The 17,079-nt window shown below is 69.9% G+C and carries 15 protein-coding genes; 12 read left to right on the forward strand and 3 right to left on the reverse strand.

Going from position 1 to position 17,079, the window contains the following annotated elements; translation table 11 throughout:
* Positions 1-83: 83 nt before the first annotated feature.
* The 4 genes from BLS95_RS01460 to BLS95_RS01475 are packed head-to-tail and all read left to right on the forward strand — an operon-like array spanning position 84 to position 4,398.
* Positions 84-890 carry a PaaX family transcriptional regulator gene (locus BLS95_RS01460; protein WP_090928250.1) on the forward strand — a complete coding sequence of 269 codons (807 nt, stop codon included), beginning with the start codon at positions 84-86 and terminating at the stop codon, positions 888-890.
* A 51-nt stretch (positions 891-941) separates the two neighbouring features.
* Positions 942-2,417: an acyl-CoA synthetase gene (locus BLS95_RS56660; RefSeq protein ID WP_090928252.1), complete on the forward strand. Its 1,476-nt coding sequence runs from the start codon at positions 942-944 to the stop codon at positions 2,415-2,417.
* Positions 2,414-3,280 (forward strand): amidohydrolase family protein, encoded by an 867-nt coding sequence (locus BLS95_RS01470; protein WP_281249937.1) that lies wholly within the window; start codon positions 2,414-2,416, stop codon positions 3,278-3,280. Before BLS95_RS56660 ends, BLS95_RS01470 begins: the two co-directional genes overlap by 4 nt.
* A gap of 17 nt (positions 3,281-3,297) precedes the next feature.
* Positions 3,298-4,398 (forward strand): 5-methyltetrahydropteroyltriglutamate--homocysteine S-methyltransferase, encoded by a 1,101-nt coding sequence (locus BLS95_RS01475; protein WP_218135533.1) that lies wholly within the window; start codon positions 3,298-3,300, stop codon positions 4,396-4,398.
* On the opposite strand, the gene BLS95_RS01480 is transcribed toward BLS95_RS01475, so the two are convergent.
* Positions 4,395-5,639 (reverse strand): Gfo/Idh/MocA family protein, encoded by a 1,245-nt coding sequence (locus tag BLS95_RS01480; RefSeq protein ID WP_090928259.1) that lies wholly within the window; start codon positions 5,637-5,639, stop codon positions 4,395-4,397. The genes BLS95_RS01475 and BLS95_RS01480 overlap by 4 nt on opposite strands.
* A 73-nt stretch (positions 5,640-5,712) precedes the next feature.
* Between BLS95_RS01480 and BLS95_RS01485 the strand changes: the two genes are divergently transcribed.
* From BLS95_RS01485 to BLS95_RS01500, 4 genes are all read left to right on the forward strand, one after another.
* On the forward strand, positions 5,713-6,840 hold the full coding sequence (locus tag BLS95_RS01485) for an ROK family transcriptional regulator (RefSeq protein ID WP_090928260.1): 1,128 nt from the start codon (positions 5,713-5,715) through the stop codon (positions 6,838-6,840).
* A 70-nt stretch (positions 6,841-6,910) separates the two neighbouring features.
* The gene (locus tag BLS95_RS01490; protein ID WP_090928262.1) at positions 6,911-8,164 is read left to right on the forward strand and encodes an ABC transporter substrate-binding protein; all 1,254 of its coding nucleotides are present in this window, start codon (positions 6,911-6,913) and stop codon (positions 8,162-8,164) included.
* 1 nt (position 8,165) lies between these two features.
* Positions 8,166-9,125, forward strand: a complete 960-nt coding sequence (locus tag BLS95_RS01495; protein WP_245764756.1) for a carbohydrate ABC transporter permease — start codon at positions 8,166-8,168, stop codon at positions 9,123-9,125.
* Entirely contained in the window at positions 9,118-9,933 is an 816-nt protein-coding gene (locus BLS95_RS01500) for a carbohydrate ABC transporter permease (protein ID WP_090928264.1), read from the forward strand. Before BLS95_RS01495 ends, BLS95_RS01500 begins: the two co-directional genes overlap by 8 nt.
* A gap of 59 nt (positions 9,934-9,992) precedes the next feature.
* On the opposite strand, the gene BLS95_RS01505 is transcribed toward BLS95_RS01500, so the two are convergent.
* Positions 9,993-11,306, reverse strand: coding sequence for a glycoside hydrolase family 30 protein (locus tag BLS95_RS01505; RefSeq protein WP_090928266.1), 1,314 nt, complete (start codon positions 11,304-11,306; stop codon positions 9,993-9,995).
* 317 nt (positions 11,307-11,623) lie between these two features.
* On the opposite strand from BLS95_RS01505, the gene BLS95_RS01510 reads away from it, so the two are divergent.
* From BLS95_RS01510 to BLS95_RS01525, 4 genes are read left to right on the forward strand one after another with little or no spacing between them, the layout of a single operon-like run.
* A complete protein-coding gene (locus BLS95_RS01510; RefSeq protein WP_090928269.1) occupies positions 11,624-11,713 on the forward strand; it encodes a potassium-transporting ATPase subunit F in 90 nt (29 codons plus the stop codon).
* Positions 11,713-13,374 (forward strand): potassium-transporting ATPase subunit KdpA, encoded by a 1,662-nt coding sequence (kdpA, locus tag BLS95_RS01515; protein WP_090928271.1) that lies wholly within the window; start codon positions 11,713-11,715, stop codon positions 13,372-13,374. Before BLS95_RS01510 ends, kdpA begins: the two co-directional genes overlap by 1 nt.
* Position 13,375: 1 nt before the next feature.
* Positions 13,376-15,466, forward strand: a complete 2,091-nt coding sequence (kdpB, locus tag BLS95_RS01520; RefSeq protein ID WP_090928273.1) for a potassium-transporting ATPase subunit KdpB — start codon at positions 13,376-13,378, stop codon at positions 15,464-15,466.
* Positions 15,466-16,317: a potassium-transporting ATPase subunit C gene (locus BLS95_RS01525; RefSeq protein ID WP_090928275.1), complete on the forward strand. Its 852-nt coding sequence runs from the start codon at positions 15,466-15,468 to the stop codon at positions 16,315-16,317. The genes kdpB and BLS95_RS01525 overlap by 1 nt, the downstream gene beginning before the upstream one ends.
* Before the next feature lie 9 nt (positions 16,318-16,326).
* Here the strand turns inward: BLS95_RS01525 and BLS95_RS01530 are convergent, their stop codons facing one another.
* Entirely contained in the window at positions 16,327-17,055 is a 729-nt protein-coding gene (locus BLS95_RS01530; protein ID WP_090928277.1) for a hypothetical protein, read from the reverse strand.
* Between the last annotated feature and the right edge of the window lie 24 nt (positions 17,056-17,079).

A 17,079-nucleotide genomic window follows, 5' to 3' on the forward strand; every position in this document is an offset into this window, starting at 1 on the left:
AGGACCTCCGGTGATTTGGCCCTGACAGTAGGCAGCTACATTACGGCTGTCAATAGAGTGCCTAACATCTGGAAGGGGTGGCGATGCGGCCTCAATCGGTGATTCTCACCTTTCTCGGGGATCACGTATACGGCCGCGGCGTCTGCGTGTCCTCCAAGAGCTTCATCGAGGCGTTCGCCAAGGTCGGCATCTCCGAGGAGGCCACGCGCTCGACGCTGGCCCGGATGGTCCGCCGCGGCCTGCTGCGCCGCCAGCGCTCGGGCCGGCGGATGTACTTCGGCCTCACCCCGGCCAGCACCGAGGTCCTCACGGACGGCGAGCGGCGCATCTGGCGCAGCGGCGTGGTCAACGACGCGGACGGGGACCGGTGGACGCTGGTCGGCTTCTCGCTGCCGGAGTCCTGGCAGCGGCAGCGGCACGAGCTGCGCTCGCGGTTGATCTGGGCCGGGTTCGGCCCGCTGCAGAACGGGTTGTGGATCGCTCCAGGCGATGTGGACGCCGCCGGGGTGATCAAGGACCTGGGCGCGAACGTCAAGGTGTTCGCCGCCGAGCCCCGGCCGCCCACCGACATGCAGGCCCTGGTCGGGGACGCCTACGACCTGGCGGGGCTGGGCGAGCGCTACCGGGCGTTCCTGCGGCGCTGGGACCGGGCCGATCCCGCGCCGGACGCGCCCGACGACCTGGCCCGCTCGATGACGCTGCTGACCGGCTGGCTGCAGATCATCAGGACCGATCCGCGGCTCCCGCTGCGTTACCTGCCGCACGACTGGCCGGCGGAGAAGGCGCAGCGGGTGTGTCACACGTTGCACGAGCGGTTCAGGCCGGAGGCGGCGGCGCTGGCGGAGCGACTCATGGAGACGGTTCCTGACGAAACCTGGGCAGAACCGTGACAGCCATTGCATAGTGGCCTAGCTTGATGGCTTGAGCGTCAAGGAGTCCCGATGCGGAATCAGGGGATCGGATCGTGGCCGGCACGCAGGGCACGCATGACGCCGGAACGGGTGGCACTGGCCTACCGCGGGCGCCACTACACCTATCGTGACCTGCGAGAACGGTCGTACCGGCTGGCGTCGGCGCTTGGCGTGCGGCGCGGTGACCGGGTCGCCTTCCTCGGGGCCAACCAGCCCGCGCTGGTGGAGACGTTCTTCGCGGCCGGGTTGGTGGGATCGGTGTTCGTCCCGCTCAACGCCCGGCTGGCCCGGCCCGAGTTGCGCTTCATCCTGGACGACGCCCAGCCGGCGGTCCTCGTGCTGGGCGAGGAGCAGGACGGCGAGGGGCTGCCGGGCCGCCACGTCCGGGCCGGCGACTACGAGGACCTGCTGGCCACCGGCTCGCCCGAGCCGATCGACGAGCCCGTCAGTCACGGCGACGTGTGCCTGATCATGTACACCTCGGGCACGACCGGCCGCCCCAAGGGCGCCATGCTCACCCACGCCAACCTGACCTGGAACACCGTCAACCTGCTGGTGGACGTGCCGCTCGCGCATGACGAGGTGACGCTGATCAGCGCGCCGCTGTTCCACATCGCGGCGCTGGCCCAGACGCTGGTGCCGACCGTGCTCAAGGGCGGCACGGCCATCCTGGAGCCGTCCTTCGACGTGGATCGGACGTTCGACCTGATCGAGTCGGAGCGGGTGACGGTGATGTTCGGGGTGCCGTCGATGTTCAACCTGCTGACGCGGTCGCCGCGCTGGGCCGGGGCCGACCTGTCGAGCCTGCGGCACCTGCTGTGCGGGGGCGCGCCGGTGCCCGAGCCGCTCATCCGGGTCTACCAGGACCGGGGGCTGACATTCTTGCAGGGGTACGGCATGACCGAGACCGCGCCCGGCGCGCTCTTCCTCGGCGCCGAGCACTCGATCGCCAAGGCCGGCTCGGCCGGGGTGCCGTGCTTCTTCTCCGACGTCCGGCTGGTGGCCCCGGACGGCTCGCCGGCGGCACCCGGTACGCCCGGCGAGGTCTACGTGCAGGGCCCCAACGTGACCCCCGGCTACTGGCGGCGGCCCGAGGCGACCGCGAAGGCGCTGTCGGCCGACGGCTGGTTCCGCTCGGGGGACATCGGCGTGGCCGACGAGGACGGCTACGTACGCATCTCCGACCGGCTCACGGACGTGATCATCTCCGGCGGCGAGAACGTCTACCCCGCCGAGGTGGAGAGCGCCCTGTACGAGCACCCCGCGGTCGCTGAATGCGCCGTGATCGGCGTGCCGGACGAGCGGTGGGGCGAGGTCGGCAAGGCCCTGGTGGTGACGCGCCCCGGCGCCGCCGTCAGCGGCGACGACCTGCTGAAACACCTGGACGGAAGGCTGGCCCGCTTCAAGATCCCGAAATCTCTGGAATTCGTGAGCGAGCTGCCCAAGAACGCGGCGGGCAAGCTCCTCAAAGCCCCGCTCAGGAAGCTCTACGGAGGGCAGTCTTGATCGACCTCGACGCGCTCGTGGCGATCGACGTCCACACCCACGCCGAGGTCGCCGAGAACGGCGCGGAGTCGCTGGGCGGCGCGCTCAAGGCCGCCGCCGACGCCTACTTCAGGGCGGGCCGCGAACGCCCGACCGTGCCGGAGCTGGCCGCCTACTACCGGGAGCGGAACATGGCGGCCGTGGTCTTCACCGTGGACGCCGAGACCGCGACCGGCCATCCGCCGGTGCCCAACGAGGAGGTGGCCCGGGCCTGCGCGGACAACGCCGACGTGCTGATCCCGTTCGCGGGCGTGGACCCGTGGAAGGGCCGCGTCGCCGTACGGCAGGCGCGCCGCCTGGTCGAGGAGCACGGCGTGCGCGGCTTCAAGCTGCACCCGAACCTGCAGGCGTTCTTCCCCAACGACCGCATGGCCTACGAGCTGTACGAGACGATCACGGAGCTCCAGGTGCCGGTGCTGTTCCACACCGGGCAGACCGGCATCGGCGCGGGCGTGCCGGGCGGCGGCGGGGTGCGGCTGAAATACTCCAACCCGCTGCACGTGGACGACGTGGCCGCCGACTTCCCCGACCTGACGATCATCCTGGCGCACCCGTCGTTCCCCTGGCAGGACGAGGCGCTGGCGGTCGCCACGCACAAGCCGCGGGTGCACATCGACCTGTCCGGCTGGTCACCGAAATACTTCCCGCCGCAGCTCGTCCAGTACGCCAACACGCTGCTCCAGGACAAGGTGCTCTTCGGCTCCGACTACCCGCTGATCTCCCCGGACCGCTGGCTGGCCGACTTCGCGAACCTCCCCATCAAGGACGAGGTCCGCCCCAAGATCCTCAAACACAATGCCGCAAGACTGCTCAACCTCCAGTAAGAGGAGATGATTTGGTGATGCGTACCTCACCCCCTTTCCGCGCGGACCACGTCGGTAGCCTGCTGAGGCCGGCCGCGTTGCTCCGTGCCCGCGACGACCTGACCGGTGAGGCGCTGCGGGAGGCGGAGGACGAGGCCGTCAGGGAGGTCGTACGCCGGCAGGAGGAGATCGGCCTGCAGAGCGCGACCGACGGCGAGTTCCGCCGGGCCTCCTGGCACATGGACTTCATCTACCGCCTCGGCGGCATCGGCCAGGCCACCGACGAGCAGATCACGGTGCGCTTCCACAACGAGCGCGAGGACATCGAGTTCACCCCGGCCGCGCTGCGCGTACACGACCGGATCAGGCTGAACGAGCCGATCTTCGCCGACGACTTCGGGTTCCTGCGCGACACCGTGACCACGGCGGTGCCCAAGCTGACCATCCCCTCGCCCAGCATGGTCCACTACCGGGGCGGCCCGGCGGCCATCGACCCGAAGGTCTACCCGGACGTGGAGGAGTTCTGGCGGGACCTGAGCGCGGCCTACGCCGAGCAGGTCCGCAGGATCGGCGCGCTGGGGTGCACCTACCTGCAGTTCGACGACACGAGCCTGGCCTACCTGAACGACCCGGCGCAGCGGGAGGAACTCGCCGGGCGCGGGGACGACGCCGATCACATGCACCTGCGCTACATCAAGCAGATCAACGCCGCGCTGGCCGCCAAGCCGGCCGGCATGACGATCACGACGCACATGTGCCGCGGCAACTTCCGCTCCTCCTGGGCCGCCTCCGGCAGCTACGACTTCGTCGCCGAGGCGCTGTTCGGGGAGCTGAAGGTGGACGGCTTCTTCCTGGAGTACGACGACGAGCGCTCCGGCGGGTTCGAGCCGCTGCGCTATGTCCCGCCGGGCAAGATGGTGGTGCTCGGGCTGGTCACCACCAAGCACGGCGAGCTGGAGTCGAAGGACACGCTCAAGCGCCGCATCGACGAGGCCGCCAAGTTCGTCGACCTCGACCAGCTCTGCCTGTCGCCGCAGTGCGGCTTCTCCTCCACGGTCGAGGGCAACGAGCTGACGGCCGACCAGCAGTTCGCCAAGCTCGCCCTGATCGTCGAGACCGCCCAGGAGGTGTGGGGCTAGAGGGTGACCACGGAGCCGGTGAGGCGGGCCTGCTCGGCGGCCCACACCACGCGGTGGGTCATCAGGCTCTCGGCCGCGTCCGTGCGGAGCAGGCCGGGGTCGCCCGCGGCCACGGCGGCGAGGAAGGCGTCGGTCAGCCCCTCGTCGCCGCCTCCGTGCCCGTCGTCCGCCGCCGACCCCGCCCTGCCGACCGTGATGGTCTCCTCATCGCCCGTGCGGAAGTCGACCAGGCGCAGCGTGCTGCCGTCGCCGTCGATGTAGCCGTGGGTGCCGAACAGGCGGGTGTGCCGGTATTCCATGGGCGTGAAGGCGCTCATGGTGAACGAGCACGTCGTCCCGTCGTCGAACTCCATCACCACCTCCTGGTGGTCGACCACGTCGTTGTCGCAGGCGTACACGCAGCGGCCGTACGGGCCCGTGCGCAGCGCCTCCAGCACGTCCTCCCTGGTCCGGCCGGGGGTGACGGCCGCCAGCGGCCAGAACTCGCGCTCCGGGTCGCCGAGGCAGTCCAGGTAGAGGCGCGGCGCCGAGTACGGGCACGTCGGCTCCAGCGGGCAGTCGAGGCAGCGGTCGGCGGCCGCCGCCGGCCGCTCCTCGTCACGGAAGTGCGCCAGCGAGCCGAACGACGAGACCTTCACCGGCGGCCGGCCGAAGAGGTGGACCAGCCAGTCGATGTCGTGGCACGCCTTGGCCAGCAGCATCGGCGCCGAGGTGTCCTGCCGGCGCCAGTGGCCGCGGACGAAGGAGTGGGCCTGGTGCCACCAGCCGACCGGCTCCAGGTGCTGGACGCTGATCAGCCGCCCGATCCGCCCGGACTCCAGGAGCTCCTCCACCACGCGCGTGTAGGGCGTGTAGCGCATCACGTGGCAGACGGACAGCACGGTGCCGTTGCGCCGGGCCGCGTCGGCGATCATGGTCGCCTCCCGCTCGGTGGTGGCCATCGGCTTCTCCAGCAGGATGTGGTAACCGAGGTCCGCCAGCGCCACCGTGGGTTCGGTGTGCAGCTGGTCGTGCGTGGCGACGACCGCCGCGTCCGCCAGCCGCCCGGCCGCCACCAGCTCCTTCCAGCCCGGATACGCCCGCTCCGGCGCGATCCCGAACTCCTCGACGAACGCGGCCCGGCGCTGCGGGTCGGGCTCCGCGACCGCCACCACCCGCCCCGCGCCCGTGGCGTGCGCGCGGCGCGCGTAGGTCAGCCCTCGCAGGCCGCCGCCGACGACGGCTAGAGTCACCTCAGTCATGGAACCTTCCCCGACGAAATATCATGGAGAGCATCATTATTCGGGCTTGGCGGGCGGACAGCAAGGGGGGCCGATGGCGGACGAAGTGAGCGGCGGAGATCTGTCGCGCCTCAGGCAGCTCAACGCGCAGGCCGTGATCAGGGCTCTGCAGGGGCAGCCGTCGCTCACGCTCACCGAAGTGGCCAGGAGCACCGGGTTGTCCCGCGCCTCCACCGAGGACGTCGTGCGCGAGCTGCTGCAGAAGGGCTGGGTGGCCGAGGCGGGCGCCACCGCGGGCGGGGTGGGGCGCCCGGCCAGGCGCTACCGCTTCCGCGCGGAGGCGGGCCGGGTGCTCGGCATCGACATCGGCGGGCACAAGATCCGCGCGGTCCTCGCCGACCTGGACGGCAACGTGACCGACAGCGCCTGGGTGCCCGTCACGCCCGAGCTGGGCCGGGCCGAGCGGCTGGCGGCGGTGGACGAGGCCGCGGCCCAGTGCCTGGAGCAGGCCGGGCTGACCGGCGCCGACGTGTGGGCCTCCGGCGTCGGCACGACCGGGCTGGTGGACGGCTCCGGCCGGGTGATGCTGTCCGAGGCGCTGCCCGAGTGGACCGGCGTCGACCTGGCCGCCCACGTGCGCCGGCTGGCCCCGGCCCCGGTGCTGGTCGAGAACGACAGCAAGCTCGCCGCCCTGGCCGAGTGCTGGCGCGGCGTGGCCCGCTATGCCAAGGACATGGTGTTCCTGCTGGCCGGGCTGCGGACCGGCGCCGGCCTGGTGATCGACGGCAAGCTGCACCGGGGCTTCGCCAACGCCTCCGGCGAGATCGGCGCGCTGCCCGTGCTCGGCTGGATCCGCGCCCAGGAGCATCTGCAGGCCGCCAGCGGCGAGGCGGGCGACGTGTTCGCCGCCGCGCGGGCCGGCGACAAGGCCGCCGCCGCGGCCGTACGCCGCTACGTCAAGGACCTGGCGCTCGGCGCGTCCGCGCTGGTGCTGGCGCTCGACCCGCAGATGGTGGTGGTCGGCGGCGGCTTCTCCCGCTCGGCCGACGTGCTCATCGAGCCGCTCAGGCGCGAGCTGGACCGCTGGTGCATCCGCACTCCTGAGGTGCGCATGTCCGCGCTCGGAGACGAGGCCGTGGTGCTCGGCTCCGTACGCCTGGCCCTCGACGACGTCGAGAGCCGGGTGCTCGACGGCCGTACGGCGCTCGTGAGCCATCTGTAACACATCGACTCTTGAAGAAAATTTCACTGGACTCCATCATTACTCCCACATCTAGGAGAGGACATGGGAGATGTGGAAGTCGGCACGGCGCGGTGCCGCGCTCCTCTGCGCGGCACTGCTCGCCTCCGCCTGCGCCGGCGGTGAGCAGGCCAGTACGGGAGCGCAGTCACAGGGCAAGGTGACGCTGTCCTACGGCGTCTGGGACGCCACCCAGCAGGAGGCCATGCAGGAGCTCGCCGCGGAGTTCACCAAGACGCACCCGAACGTCACCGTCGATGTCCAGCTCACGCCCTGGCTCGACTACTGGACCAAGCTCAAGGCCGCGGTGACCGGCGGCGCGGCGCCCGACGTCTTCTGGATGAACGGCCCCAACTTCCAGCTCTACGCCTCCAACGGCGTCATCGCCCCCATCGAGGAGCAGCTCGACACGTCGGTCTACCCCAAGCAGCTGGTCGACCTCTACACCTACGACGGCAAGCTGTACGGCCTGCCGAAGGACATGGACACCGTCGCCGTCTGGTACAACAAGAAGCTCTTCGACGACGCGAAGGTGAAATATCCGGCCGACGACTGGACCTGGGCCGACTTCCAGGAGGCCACCGCCAAGCTCACCGACGCCAAGAAGGGCGTCTACGGCATCGGCGCGACGCTGACGAGTTTCCAGGAATACCAGTACAACACCATCTACCAGGCCGGCGGCTACGTGATCTCGCCCGACGGCAAGAAGTCCGGCTACGACGACCCCAAGACGATCACGGGCCTGAAGTTCTGGACCGACCTGATCGCAGCCAAGCAGTCGCCCGACCTGAAGACGATGACCGACACCGCCACGCTCCAGCTCTTCGAGGCCGGCAAGCTGGCGATGTACTGGGGCGGCTCGTGGGACGTGGCCGAGTTCAGCAAGAACGACTACACCAAGGACAAGGTCGACGTGGCCCCGCTGCCCAAGGGCGAGAAGCAGGCCACGATCATCCACGGTCTGGCCAACGTCGTCTCCGCCAAGACCGAGCACCCGGCCGAGGCGCTGGAGTTCGTCAAGTTCCTCGGCTCCAAGCCGGCCGCGGACATCCTCGGCAAGAAGGGCATCATGCCGGCCTACAACGGCACGCAGAGCGCCTGGGTGGCCGCCCATCCCGAGTGGAAGCTGCAGACCTTCCTGGACGCGGTGTCGTACGCGGTGCCGTACCCCATCTCCAAGAACACCGCCGCCTGGCAGGAGGCCGAGCTGACCCACCTGACCAAGGCGTGGACGGGCGAGCTGCCGGTCGAGCAGGCGGCCACGAACCTGGCGGCCCAGATGAACGAGTTGCTGGCCAAGGAGTGACGTGACGACTCCGCTCACCGGCACCGCCGAATCGCGGCCCGCCGCGGCGGCTCACCAGGCGCGCCGGCGCAGACCCCGGAGCGAGATCCTGTGGGGGTACGCGTTCATCGCCCCCACCGGGCTCGGCCTGGTGATCTTCTACCTGTGGCCGGTGCTGCAGACCGCCTACTTCAGCTTCACCGAGTGGGGCGCGTTCGGCGGGCACACCTGGACCGGGCTGGAGAACTACACCCGGCTCCTCAGCGACCCCGAGGTGGGCCAGGCGGTGCTGAACACGGTGCTCTACACCGCGCTCGGCCTGCTCGGCATCCCGCTCGCCATCGTGTTCGCCGCGCTGATGAACCGCCCCCGGCTGCGCGGCGTCGGCCTCTACCGCACGGCCTTCTTCCTGCCCGTGGTCACCATGCCGGTCGCGGTCGCCATGCTCTGGCGCTGGCTCTACAACGGCGACTACGGCCTGGTCAACCAGGTGCTCGCGGTCGTCGGGATCGACGGGCCCAACTGGATCGCCGACCCGGCCACCGCCATGTACGCGCTGGTCGTCGTGGGAATCTGGAGCAGCGTCGGATACAACCTGATCATCTTCCTGGCGGGCATGCAGGGCATCCCGAAGGAGCTCTACGAGGCCGCCTCCATGGACGGGGCCGGCCCGGTCCGGCAGTTCTTCAGGATCACGCTGCCGATGTTGTCGCCCACCGCGTTCTTCGTCTCGATCGTCTCGGTGATCGGCTCGCTGCAACTCTTCGACCTGGTCTTCGTGATGACCGGGTCGGGTCAGGCGGCACGGGCCAACCCGGCGTACTCGCGGCTGCAGACCGTGGTCCAGCTCTTCTACGAGCGGGCCTTCGTCACCGACGACCGCGGCTACGCGGCCGCCATCGTGATCGCGCTGCTGGTGCTCATCGCGGCGCTGACCTTCGTGCAGTTCCGGCTCCAGCGCAGGTGGGTGCACTATGCCTGAGCGTCGTGCGTTCGGCGTGCACGCGATCCTGATCGCGGCCTCGCTGGTGATGGTGACCCCGTTCGTGTGGCAGGTCATCACCTCCCTCAAGACGCTGACCAGCGCCACCGCGGCGCCGCCGACGATCCTGCCCGAGGGGCGCTGGGACAACTACGCGAAGGTCTTCGACCTGCTGCCGTTCGGCGACCAGTTTCTCAACACCGCGCTCATGGCGGGCGGGCGGGTGGCCGGGCAGTTGCTGTTCTGCTCGATGGCCGCCTACGCCTTCGCCCGGCTGCGCTTCCCCGGCCGCAACGTGCTGTTTGGGGTGTTCCTGTCGGTGATGATGGTGCCGCCGCAGCTCTTCGTGATCCCGCAGTACCAGATCATGTCCTCGCTGGGCTGGCTCAACAGCCTCCAGGCGATCATCGTGCCGGGGCTGTTCAGCGCCTTCGGGGTGTTCCTGCTGCGGCAGTTCTTCCTCGGGCTGCCGCGCGAGCTGGAGGAGGCGGCCCGGCTCGACGGGGCCGGACCCGTGCGGATCTACTGGTCGATCATGTTGCCGCTGGCCCGGCCAGGGCTGGTGGCGCTGGCCGTCCTCACCCTGCTCTGGGCGTGGAACGACCTGTTCTGGCCGTTGATCGTCAACACCGACCCGGACAAGATGACGTTGTCGGCGGGGCTGGCGGCGCTGCAGGGCCAGTACCAGACCGACTACCCGGTGCTGATGGCCGGCTCGGTGCTCGCCTCCCTGCCGGTGATCGCCGTCTTCGTCTTCCTGCAACGCCAGTTCATCCAGGGCATCGCCCACACCGGCACCAAGGGCTGACCCCCGTCCGGCGGACAGGAGCCCAGGCCGGCACCCTGCCTGGGCTCCTGTGGCACCGGTCAGCGCATGACGATCGTGGTGAGCGCCCGCGGCTGGAGCGTCACCGTACGGCCCGTCACCCGGGACGGGGTGAGCGAGTTGGCCTCGTCGGTGAGGTAGGCGGTGGCCCGGCCGCGCACACCCCGCCACGTGACGGGCGCGGTGCCGGTGTTGAGCACCTCGACCACCTGCGAGCCGTCGGGGTTGCGGAAGGCCGAGACCTTCAGCGCCGGATCGGCCGCCGCCGCGTCCAGCCGCACCGCGCCCGGCCTGATGAACCTGCTGTAGGCCGCCAGCGCCCACAACCGCTTCGACACGCTGTACGTCCTGGCCACGTCGTCGATCTGCAGCAGCGCCCTGGTCGCGCCGCGCGAGCCGCCCAGCCAGTAGACGTAGGCGCTGACGTCCCCGAGCGTGAGCGCGTCGTGCACGGCCTGCGCGATCGTGAACCCGTCGTAGCCGCTGCCGTCGTCCCAGTTGACGTTCCAGGTGGTGCCGTTGGGGTTCCATTCCGACATCCAGGTCTTCCGGGCGGTCGGCAGCGGGCCGTCGACGGGGCTGGCGTAGGTGTGGCCGGTGTGCGTCTTCACCCAGCGGCGGGCCTCGGGGTCGGCCTCGATGGCCGCCGTGTACGCCTTCGACTCCGTCCAGCCGAACGAGTCGCAGCAGGCCACCTTGACGCCCTTGGCGATCGGGCCGAGCACCTTGACGAAGTCGCGGGCCTGCTCGGGGGTGAAGCGCATGGAGGCGTACGTGGCGGTCCAGTCGGGCTCGTTCGTGAACCCCAGGTCGGTGATCTTGATGCCTTCTTCGGCGTAGAACTTCGTGTACTGCATCAGGTATTTCGCGTAGGCGCGCTGCCACTCCGGTTTCAGCGTGCCGCCGTTCTTGTCGTCGCCGTTGTCCTTCATGTAGCCGGGTGCGCTCCAGGCGTCGGCGTAGAAACGCTTGACCCCGTATGCCTTGGCCTCCTTGGCCACCCATACCTGGCTGTTGTCGTCGCCGTCCCAGACGTACTTCGGCGGGGCGTCCGGACCGCCCGGGTCCTCCGGCTGGATGGACACCATGTGGTCGTACGGGCTGCCGGCCGGGGAGGAGCCGATGCCCAGCCGCAGGATGCTGAGCCCGGCGCCCTTGTCGCGGTCGAACCACAGGTCGAGGACCTCGCGCTGCTGCGCCTGCGGCAGGGCCTTGAGCAGCTCGTTGCGCCGGAACGCCTGCGAGATGCCGAAGCCGTCGATCTCCTGGTGCCTGACGTGCTCGCGTACCGTGACGGCGGGTTGGTCGGCCACCGGGAGGCCGAGCAGGGTGATCGCGACAAGTCCTCGTAACATCACGCCTCCGAAAGTTTCGGACATATGGCGATATGTTTCGCCTGTGGCCGGAACCGTAAGCGCCGGAACGGCCCGCCGTCAACCGCCCGTGCCCTCACGTAGCGATCACGTCAACTTTCGGGTTGCGGCCTTATGGAAGCCGTCAAGAAGGGAAAGACCGCTCATTTCCGGGGGACTGCTCTCCGTGCGACCGCCGGTCCTGGCGATCGAGGGGAATTCCGGAGCGGAGGAGTGGGGATGGCCGACGTCATCTTCGTCGCCCTGACGATCGCGATCTTCGTGGTGCTCGGGCTGGTGGTGAGGGCGGTGGAGCGCCGGTGAGCGCGACCAACGCCGCCGGCCTGGGGGTGGCCGTCGCCCTGGTGGTGTTCATGGTCGTCGCCCTGCTGTTCCCGGAGCGGTTCTGATGAGCGCCACGGCCGCGGGGATGCTCTTCATCGCCTCGCTGGTCCTCGCCATGGTGCTGGTGCACCGGCCGTTCGGCGACTACATGTACCGCGTCCATACGAGCGTCCGGCACAACGTCGCCGAGCGGGTCGTCTACCGGCTGCTCGGCGTCCGGGCCGACGTCGAGCAATCCTGGGGCGTCTACGCGCGGAGCCTGCTGGCGTTCTCGGTGTTGTCCATTCTGGTCGTGTACGGAATCCAGCGGTTGCAGGACAAGCTGCCGCTGAGCCTGGGGCGCCCGCCGGTGACCGACCACGTCGCGTGGAACACCGCGATCAGCTTCGTCACCAACACCAACTGGCAGGCCTATTCCGGTGAGTCCACCATGGGCCACCTGACCCAGATGGCCGCGCTGGCGGTGCAGAACTTCGTCTCCGCGGCCGTCGGCATGGCGGTGGCGATCGCGCTGGTACGCGGGTTCGCCAGGCGCAGGTCCGGGACGCTGGGCAACTTCTGGGTGGACCTGGTCCGCAGTTCGGTCCGCATCCTGCTGCCGATCGCGTTCGTCGGGGCGCTCGTGCTGGTCGCGGGCGGCCTGATCCAGAACTTCTCCGGCGTACACGAGATCACGACGCTGACCGGCGGCACCCAGTCCATCACCGGCGGCCCGGTCGCCTCCCAGGAGGCCATCAAGGAGCTGGGCACCAACGGCGGCGGTTTCTACAACGCCAACTCCGCCCACCCGTTCGAGAACGCCACCGCCTGGACCAACTGGCTGGAGATCTTCCTGATCCTGGTGATCCCGTTCGCGCTGCCGCGCACCTTCGGCCGGATGGTCGGCCAGGTCCGGCAGGGCTACGCGATCGTCGCGGTGATGGGCATCATCGCGCTGGCCAGCGTGCTGCTGACCAACGCGTTCGAGCTGGGCGGCGACGCGACCGTGCCGCGGGCGGTGGGCGCGGCGGCGGAGGGCAAGGAGGTCCGGTTCGGTGTCCCGGACTCGGCGACCTTCGCCGCTGCCACCACGTTGACCAGCACCGGGGCGACCGGTTCCGCTCATGACTCCTACACGCCGTTCGGCGGCCTGATGACGATGTTCAACATGATGCTCGGCGAGGTGGCGCCGGGCGGGGTGGGCTCGGGCCTGTACGGCATGCTCATCCTGGCAGTGATCACGGTGTTCGTCGCCGGGCTGATGGTCGGCCGCACCCCCGAATACCTGGGCAAGAAGATCGGCCCCCGGGAGATCAAGCTCGCGTCGTCGTACTTCCTGGTCACCCCGGCCCTGGTGCTGACCGGTACGGCGTTCGCGATGGGCTCGGCGGAGCAGCGGGCGAGCATGCTCAACGGCGGGGCGCACGGCCTGTCCGAGGTCCTGTACGCCTTCACCAGCGCCTCCAACAACAACGGCTCGGCGTTCGCGGGCCTGACGGTCAACACCCCCTGGTATGACGTGGCGACCGGGTTGTGCATGGTCTTCGGCCGGTTCCTGCCGATCATCCTGGTACTGGCCCTGGCCGGATCGCTGGCGGCGCAGTCGCCGGTCCCCGAGGGGGCGGGCACGCTGCCGACCTACCGGCCGCAGTTCGTCGGCATGGTGATCGGCGTGACGATCATCCTCGTGGCGCTGACGTTCCTGCCCGCCCTGGCCCTCGGCCCGATCGCGGAAGGGCTGTCCTGACATGTCGTCCCCGGCCACGGGACGGGTGGGCGGCGGGCTGCTCGACCCGGGACAACTGGTCAGGTCGCTGCCTGACGCGCTGAAGAAGCTGAACCCGGCCACGCTGTGGCGTAACCCGGTGATGCTGATCGTGGAGGTCGGCGCGGTGTTCACCACTGTGCTGGCCGTCCTGGATCCGTCGTTCTTCGCCTGGGCCATCGTGGTGTGGCTGTGGCTGACCGTGGTCTTCGCGAACCTGGCCGAGGCGGTCGCCGAGGGGCGGGGCAAGGCGCAGGCCGCCACACTGCGGGCGGCCAAGCGCGACACCACCGCCCGCCGCCTGAAGAGCCCTACGGCCACCGCCGAGGAGGACGTCGTCCCGGCCCCCGAACTGCGGCCGGGCGACTACGTGATCGTCGAGGCCGGGGAGGTCATCCCGGGTGACGGCGACGTGGTGGAGGGCATCGCGTCGGTGGACGAGTCGGCCATCACCGGCGAGTCCGCCCCGGTCATCCGCGAGTCCGGCGGCGACCGGTCCGCCGTGACCGGCGGCACCAAGGTGCTGTCCGACCGGATCATCGTGCGGATCACCCAGAAGCCGGGTGAAAGCTTCATCGACCGGATGATCGCGCTGGTTGAGGGCGCCAACCGGCAGAAGACCCCCAACGAGATCGCCCTCAACATCCTGCTCGCCGCCCTGACGATCATCTTCCTGATCGCCACGGTCACCATGCAGCCGCTGGCCATCTACTCCAAACTCGTCAATCCCGGCGTGCCGGACTCCCCGGCACTGAACGCCGACGGGGTCACCGGAGTGGTGCTGGTGTCACTGCTGGTCTGCCTGATACCGACCACGATCGGTGCCCTGCTGTCGGCCATCGGCATCGCCGGGATGGACCGCCTCGTGCAGCGCAACGTCCTGGCCATGTCCGGCCGGGCGGTGGAGGCCGCCGGTGACGTGTCCACGCTGCTGCTGGACAAAACCGGCACCATCACCCTGGGCAATCGCGAGGCAGCGGCGTTCGTGCCCGTGGACGGCGTCGCCGAGCAGCAGTTGGCCGAGGCCGCGCAACTGGCCAGCCTGGCGGACGCGACGCCGGAGGGCCGCTCGATCGTGGTCTACGCCAAGCAGGCGTACGGGCTGCGCGAGCGGCAACCGGGCGAGCTGGCGCATGCCGAATGGGTGCCGTTCACCGCGCAGACCCGCATGTCCGGGGTGAACCTCGACGGCCGCCAGGTACGCAAGGGCGCCGCCACCGCCGTCATGAAATGGGTGCGCGACGCCGGCGGCCACCCCACCGACGAGGTCGGTCACCTCGTGGACGGCATCTCCGCCTCCGGCGGCACCCCTCTGGTCGTCGCCGAGCAGGGCCGGGTGCTCGGCGTCATCCACCTCAAGGACGTGGTCAAGGCCGGCATGCGGGAACGGTTCGACGAGATGCGCCGGATGGGCATCCGCACCGTCATGATCACCGGTGACAACCCGCTGACCGCCAAGGCCATCGCCGACGAGGCCGGAGTGGACGACTTCCTGGCCGAGGCCACCCCCGAGGACAAGCTCGCCCTGATCAGGAAAGAACAGGAGGGCGGCCGGCTGGTCGCCATGACCGGCGACGGCACCAACGACGCCCCCGCCCTGGCCCAGTCCGACGTCGGCGTGGCCATGAACACCGGCACCTCGGCCGCCAAGGAGGCCGGGAACATGGTCGACCTCGACTCCAACCCCACCAAGCTCATCGAGATCGTCGAGATCGGCAAGCAACTGCTCATCACGCGGGGCGCGCTGACCACGTTCTCCATCGCCAACGACATCGCCAAGTATTTCGCGATCATCCCGGCGATGTTCGCGGCGGTCTACCCGGGCCTGGACGCCCTCAACGTCATGCGCCTGACCAGCCCGCAGTCCGCCATTCTGTCGGCGGTGATCTTCAACGCGGTCGTCATCGTGGCCCTGATCCCGCTGGCGCTGCGCGGCGTGCGTTACCGGCCCTCCAGCGCCTCCAAGCTGCTCTCCCGCAACCTCTACCTGTACGGCCTGGGCGGGATCATCGTCCCGTTCATCGGCATCAAACTCATCGACCTGCTGGTCCAGTTCCTTCCGGGGATAGGGTGATGGACGCAATGCCAGGCTGGGTCCGCCAGCACCTCGCCGCGCTCAGGGCGGTCGTGGTGCTGACCGTGCTGCTCGGCCTCATCTATCCGCTGGTCGTCACCGGCATCGCCCAGGTGCTGTTCCACGGGCGGGCCAACGGCTCGATGGTCGAGGGCGGGCACGGCAGCGCACTGATCGGCCAGCTCTTCACCGGCGCCGACGGCAGGCCGGTCCGGAAATACTTCCAGTCCCGGCCGTCGGCCGCCGGGCACGGCTACGACCCGACCGCGAGCGGCGCGAGCAACCTCGGGCCGGAGGACGTCGTGGACGTGCTGCCGGTGCCGGGGGCCAGGGATGAGAAGGGCAATCCGGACAAGGGGCGGCAGTCGCTGCTCACGCGGGTCTGTGCCCGCTCCAAGGCGATCGGCGAGCTGGAGGGCGTCAGCGGGGCTCGCCCGTACTGCACGCCGGACGGGGTGGGCGCGGTGCTGAAGGTCTTCCCTGATCGGGCGGTCAGCGTCAACCAGGGCTGCCCGGCGGTCCCGTTCGTCGCCGTCTACCAGGGGGTGCGGGTGGTGTGCGCGCGGCCGGGTGCGGACTACGCGGCCGGGCGTACGGTGCCGGTCCGGGGCGGGGCGGGGGCTCCGGCCGTGCCCGCCGACGCGGTCACGGCCAGTGGCTCGGGTCTGGACCCGCACATCTCGGTCGCCTACGCCGACCTGCAGGCGCCTCGGGTGGCCAGGGAGCGCGGGCTGGCCCTGGACCGGGTACGGGCGCTGATCGACGAGCACACCACCGGCCGGGCGCTGGGCTTCATGGGGGAGCCCGCGGTCAACGTGCTCGAACTCAACCTGGCGCTCGACCGCTCATGATCTCCCTGCTCAGTCCCCGGACTCGGCGCGGGACTTGATCGTCAGCATCTGCCTGCGCATGGCCACGAAGTCGCTCAGGTCCATCGAGGCGAGGTAGGCGGTGCCGCGCAGGCCCGGCTCGGCGCGGATGCGGACGCGGAAGACCATCCGGGTCCCGCCGTCGAGCTCGTGCAGGGCGATGGAGCAGGTCGTGGTGGCATCGGAGCCGCGTTGGGCCAGGACGAGGGCGTTGGGCGGGTCGATCTCCTCGACGACGAATCCGGAGCCGTCCGGAGCCTCGGGAAACACGTCACCGACCTTAGGCCCGTGCTGCCCGGCGGCCTCACCCTGAGCCGCGGCACCCGGTCCTTCCTCGGAAGAGCCCTGCTCAGTGGCACCGGGCCATGCGGTGGTGGGGTCGGGTGTTTGCGTGGTGGGGCCCGGCCATGCCGTGGCGGGGTCGGGTGTTTGGGTGGTGGGGCCGGGCCATGCCGTGGTGGTGGTGCGGGGGGTGGTGGTGCCGGGAGTGTAGCCGCCGAGCCGGATCAGTGAGGCCCAGACCGAGGCCACGGGCGCGTCAACGGTGATGGCGCGGGTCGCCTGGTACTGCGGGGTACGGACGATGTCGTCACCGGCCATGCCCCCGAACACCTCGCTGTCGGAAGCACCCCACCGCAGGTGCCAGGGCCGGACGGCGAGCAGGTAGCCTGCCGCGGCACCGACCGCCAGCCTGAACAGAGAGCGCGGAACGAGCATCATGAACTCCTTCGCATCACTGGTCGG

The sequence above is a fragment of the Nonomuraea jiangxiensis genome, from assembly GCF_900099965.1.
Lineage (GTDB): Bacteria > Actinomycetota > Actinomycetes > Streptosporangiales > Streptosporangiaceae > Nonomuraea > Nonomuraea jiangxiensis.

Coding starts and splice junctions, on each gene's coding strand:
- BLS95_RS01460 (WP_090928250.1), top strand. CDS start 84: ATGCGGCCTCAATCGGTGATTCTCACCTTTCTCGGGGATCACGTATAC.
- BLS95_RS56660 (WP_090928252.1), top strand. CDS start 942: ATGCGGAATCAGGGGATCGGATCGTGGCCGGCACGCAGGGCACGCATG.
- BLS95_RS01475 (WP_218135533.1), top strand. CDS start 3,298: ATGCGTACCTCACCCCCTTTCCGCGCGGACCACGTCGGTAGCCTGCTG.
- BLS95_RS01480 (WP_090928259.1), bottom strand. CDS start 5,639: ATGACTGAGGTGACTCTAGCCGTCGTCGGCGGCGGCCTGCGAGGGCTG.
- BLS95_RS01485 (WP_090928260.1), top strand. CDS start 5,713: ATGGCGGACGAAGTGAGCGGCGGAGATCTGTCGCGCCTCAGGCAGCTC.
- BLS95_RS01490 (WP_090928262.1), top strand. CDS start 6,911: ATGTGGAAGTCGGCACGGCGCGGTGCCGCGCTCCTCTGCGCGGCACTG.
- BLS95_RS01500 (WP_090928264.1), top strand. CDS start 9,118: ATGCCTGAGCGTCGTGCGTTCGGCGTGCACGCGATCCTGATCGCGGCC.
- BLS95_RS01505 (WP_090928266.1), bottom strand. CDS start 11,306: ATGTTACGAGGACTTGTCGCGATCACCCTGCTCGGCCTCCCGGTGGCC.
- kdpA (WP_090928271.1), top strand. CDS start 11,713: ATGAGCGCCACGGCCGCGGGGATGCTCTTCATCGCCTCGCTGGTCCTC.
- kdpB (WP_090928273.1), top strand. CDS start 13,376: ATGTCGTCCCCGGCCACGGGACGGGTGGGCGGCGGGCTGCTCGACCCG.
- BLS95_RS01525 (WP_090928275.1), top strand. CDS start 15,466: ATGGACGCAATGCCAGGCTGGGTCCGCCAGCACCTCGCCGCGCTCAGG.
- BLS95_RS01530 (WP_090928277.1), bottom strand. CDS start 17,055: ATGATGCTCGTTCCGCGCTCTCTGTTCAGGCTGGCGGTCGGTGCCGCG.